Origin of the sequence: Dorea amylophila (assembly GCF_025567265.1) — a bacterium.
Classification (GTDB): Bacteria; Bacillota; Clostridia; order Lachnospirales; family Lachnospiraceae; genus Dorea_A; species Dorea_A amylophila.
Map to the genome: position 1 here is coordinate 1 of NZ_JAOQJW010000039.1, position 3,206 is coordinate 3,206.

Annotated in this window: 3 protein-coding genes; 2 read left to right on the forward strand and 1 reads right to left on the reverse strand. The window is 43.7% G+C overall.

Annotation, left to right across the window (positions count from 1 at the left end; translation table 11 throughout):
- Positions 1-88: 88 nt before the first annotated feature.
- Positions 89-1,027 carry a radical SAM protein gene (locus OCV72_RS16375; RefSeq protein ID WP_242859279.1) on the reverse strand — a complete coding sequence of 313 codons (939 nt, stop codon included), beginning with the start codon at positions 1,025-1,027 and terminating at the stop codon, positions 89-91.
- Between the two features lie 218 nt (positions 1,028-1,245).
- Between OCV72_RS16375 and OCV72_RS16380 the strand changes: the two genes are divergently transcribed.
- Positions 1,246-2,133 (forward strand): DegV family protein, encoded by an 888-nt coding sequence (locus OCV72_RS16380; RefSeq protein WP_055284944.1) that lies wholly within the window; start codon positions 1,246-1,248, stop codon positions 2,131-2,133.
- 71 nt (positions 2,134-2,204) lie between these two features.
- Positions 2,205-3,083, forward strand: a complete 879-nt coding sequence (locus OCV72_RS16385; RefSeq protein ID WP_055284945.1) for a DegV family protein — start codon at positions 2,205-2,207, stop codon at positions 3,081-3,083.
- Positions 3,084-3,206: the final 123 nt, after the last annotated feature.

Below are 3,206 nucleotides of genomic sequence, written 5' to 3' on the forward strand. Positions count from 1 at the left end.
CCCCTTTAGAATTGACCCGCCGATGGAACCTGAACAGGAACACCTTTCCAAGCTTTATTCCGGTTCGGGTATCCACAGCCTTCCTGAATTAAATCCCAATCCCCTCTAAATTAAATTCCGGTATAAAGCTTTCTTTTGCTGCTTCTCCTTCCTGGATAAATCCATCTTCCATTCCCAGTTCCAGTGCATAATCTATAACTTTTTCATATTCCCTTTTTGTAACTTTACGGCTAAGAAGTGGATCTTCTGCGACCTGCGGCATAGGGGTGTATTGATTCATAATGCTAATCAGAATCTGGTCTTTGTATGTTTCGAGCAGATATTTTATGACCGCTTTGGAATTTTTTACATGCCCCGGCAGAACCAGATGTCTTACGATCACGCCTTTTTGTATCATTCCTGTTTCTTTGTTGATCTGGATATTCCCCGTCTGACGAATCATTTCTTTTAAAGATGCTTTGGCATATTCGGGATAATCCGGAGCCTTCGAATATGTAGCTGCGAGGTCTGGCTCCATGTATTTAAAATCCGGAAGATAGACATCTACATATCCATCCAGCATCTGTATTGTCTCCGGCTTTTCATATCCGCTTGTATTATAGACAACCGGGAGATCCAGACCGGCTTTTCTTGCCATCTCTAATGCTTCTATAATCTGTGGGACATAGTGTGTCGGTGTCACAAGATTAATATTGGCAGCTCCTTCTCCCTGAAGTTCCAGGAATATCTGCGACAGCCTTTCAATCGTGATTATCTTTCCGGCTTTTGCTTCGGCTATATTATGATTCTGACAGAAGATACAGCCCATCGAACAGCCGGAAAAGAATACCGCTCCGGAGCCTGCATCTCCTGATATACAGGGTTCTTCCCACATGTGGAGTGCTGCCCTTGCTGCCACGACCTCGGCCGTCTCATGACATCTTCCGCGCTGTCCCTCAAAACGGTCTGCATGACAGTTTCTCGGACATAATGTGCAATCCTTTAGAATATTCATGTTCTCTTTTATTCTTTCCATATCTTTATTCATATTTTCTTATTCCCCGTTATTTCCATTATCCCTATCTTCCTGCAGTACCTTTGATGCATGAATATTGTACCACGAAATCCGCAGGCAATTTCATCTTTTTCTTCCTGATTTTTTCGTTATTATTGAATTTCCCCCGAGAAAATGGTACAATTTTTACCACTTGGAGTATACATGAATATTCTAAATATAATAAAACAACAGGGAAGGAAGCATGCATTATGAGGGATTACATCATCAGCTGCTGCTCGACAGCAGATCTTACAGAGGAACATTTCAAAGCACGTGACATATCTTACATCTGTTTTCATTTCGAACTGGATGGCAGGGAATATGCCGATGATCTTGGAAAATCTATCCCATTTGATAAATTTTATGCTGCAATGGCCGCCGGAGCCGATACAAAGACTTCACAGGTCAATGCCGAGGAATTCGAAGAATATTTCGAGCCTTTCCTGAAAGCAGGAAAGGATATCCTGCATGTCACACTTTCTTCCGGACTCTCTGGAGTTATCAATTCCGCAATGATTGCAAAAGAAAGTCTTGAAGAACGTTATCCTGACCGCCGGATCCTGATCGTGGATTCTCTTGGCGCATCTTCCGGATATGGACTTTTGATGGATAAGCTGGCGGATCTGCGTGATGAAGGCAAGTCCCTGGACGAAGTCTTCCGCTTCGCTGAAAAGCACCGGCTGAACGTACATCACTGGTTCTTCTCCACCGATTTGAAATTCTACGTAAAAGGCGGGCGCATCTCGAAGACAGCAGGTGCGATCGGCGGTGTACTGAACATCTGCCCGCTCCTTAACATGGATAACCTGGGGCGCCTGATTCCACGATATAAGATTCGCACAAAGCGAAAAGTTATCCGTGCCATTGTCGATAAAATGGCAGAATATGCCGATCATCAGACCGACTATACAGGGAAATGCTACATTTCTCATTCCGGCTGTTACGAAGATGCGAAGGCCGTTGCTGATCTGGTTCAATCCCGTTTTCCATATCTGAAAGAAAAAGTGGAGATCAACAATGTGGGAACAACGATCGGAAGCCATACAGGTCCGGGAACCGTTGCACTGTTCTTTTGGGGTGACACACGAACAGAATAAAATATTTGCTATCAAGAATATTTATTCTGTAACTGATAGATAGTAAAGAGTACAAAAGGAGGTTTTCTCTTATGAAAACAGCTGTTATGACAGACACAAACAGCGGAATTATGAAAGCAGAAGCTGACTCGATGGGAATCTTTCTGATTCCTATGCCAGTCATTATCAATGATGAGACACACTATGAAGGAATCGATCTTACCGAAACTTCTTTCTATGAAAGCCTGACAGGCGGAAAGAATATATCCACATCCCAGCCTTCGCCCGGTGATCTGATGGATCTTTGGGATGACATCTTCGAACAGGGTTATGACGAGATTATCCATATCCCGATGTCCAGCGGACTGAGTGCTTCCTGTTCTTCAGCTATCAGCCTTTCTGCTGATTATGAAGGCAAGGTACAGGTTGCAGACAATCACAGGATCTCTGTCACACAGAGAGAATCTGTCATGCATGCAAAAAAGCTTGCAGAAGCCGGAAAATCAGCAAAAGAAATCAAAGAAATATTAGAGGCCGAGGCTTACAATTCCAGCATCTATATCGCTGTTGACACGCTCGAATTTCTGAAAAAGGGCGGACGTGTTACTGCTGCCGGTGCCGCTCTCGGAAGTGTTCTGAACATCAAACCGATCTTGACAATTCAGGGTGGCAAACTGGATGCTTTTGCCAAGACCCGCGGTATAAAGAAGTGTAAGCAAAAAATGGTCGAGGCATTAAAGAACGACCGTGAGACACGTTTTAAAGATACAGACGACAGACATATCCTGATTGGTGCTGCCGGTTCTAACCTGACAGAAGAAGAGGCTGCGGAATGGAAACAGATGCTTGTAGACGCATTTCCGGACTCTTATGTATATTACGATTCGCTTTCATTCAGTATCGGATGTCATATCGGGCCGAAGGGATATGGAATGGGTATCAGTGTTTGTTCAAAAGATTATGACAACTAACAACGTATACAATAACCCCCCGGGAGACATCTTGGTATGCTCCCCGTCAAGAGGACAATAAAAAATAATAAATTTTTGTATCGTCAGCCATGCTATGGCTGGCGATATTTTATGCTGCTTTTG

Coding starts and splice junctions, on each gene's coding strand:
- OCV72_RS16380 (WP_055284944.1), top strand. CDS start 1,246: ATGAGGGATTACATCATCAGCTGCTGCTCGACAGCAGATCTTACAGAG.
- OCV72_RS16385 (WP_055284945.1), top strand. CDS start 2,205: ATGAAAACAGCTGTTATGACAGACACAAACAGCGGAATTATGAAAGCA.
- OCV72_RS16375 (WP_242859279.1), bottom strand. CDS start 1,027: ATGAATAAAGATATGGAAAGAATAAAAGAGAACATGAATATTCTAAAG.